Origin of the sequence: Mesorhizobium sp. M0159, from assembly GCF_040322295.1 — a bacterium.
Lineage (GTDB): Bacteria > Pseudomonadota > Alphaproteobacteria > Rhizobiales > Rhizobiaceae > Mesorhizobium.
Window position 1 is genome coordinate 1 of sequence record NZ_JAMYTF010000142.1, and the last position, 746, is coordinate 746.

The following is a 746-nucleotide window of genomic DNA, read 5'->3' on the forward strand; positions in this document are numbered from 1 at the left end:
GTGGCGCTGTGCCGTTCCATGCGCAGCGTGAGCGTCTTCAGACCGCGCAGGATCAGGAAGGCTGACATGGGCGAGAGCGCTGCGCCGGTGATGTAGCGCAGGCCCGTTTCGTGCAGCGTGCGGAGCGTTTGCGCGTCGCCGAGAATCGCCCCGCCAAGGGCATCGCCGTGCCCATTGATGTATTTGGTCAGCGAGTGGAGCACGAGGTCTGCCCCATGTTCGAGCGGCCGCTGGAGCGCGGGGGAGGCGAAGGTGCTGTCGACTGCAACCTTTACACCGCGCGCGTGGGCGCGCTCGGCAATGGCAGCGATGTCGAGGATGCGGCTCAGCGGATTCACCGGCGTCTCGAAGAAAACAAGCCGGGTCCGCTCGGTAATCGCGGCATCGAGATTGTGAGGATCGGACAGGTCGACCGCGACGACCTTGATGCCGAAGCGGGGGACCGCCTGTTCGACCATGGCAAGCGTGTTCACATAAAGCGTCCTGTGGACGATGAGTTCATCGCCTTGGGACAGGAGCGACAGGATCAGCGTCCCGAAAGCCGCCATCCCCGAGGCAACGACCAGACCTGCCTCGGCTCCTTCCAGATTGGCAAGCCGTTGTTCGAGGATCTCCGTCGTCGGATTGTATTCGCGCGCATAGAGCCTTCCGCCAAGCGCGGCGGCGGCCTCGTTCGCTGCCACGCTTTCGAATCCATAGGTCGAGGTCAAGAAGACTGGCGGCTGAACGGCATTGGAAAAGCCGGC

1 protein-coding gene is annotated in these 746 nt (G+C 63.7%); it reads right to left on the reverse strand.

Translation table 11 applies throughout. From position 1 onward, the window contains the following. Positions 1-746: trans-sulfuration enzyme family protein (locus NKJ32_RS35440; protein WP_352830600.1), on the reverse strand; the 746-nt coding region annotated here is incomplete at both ends.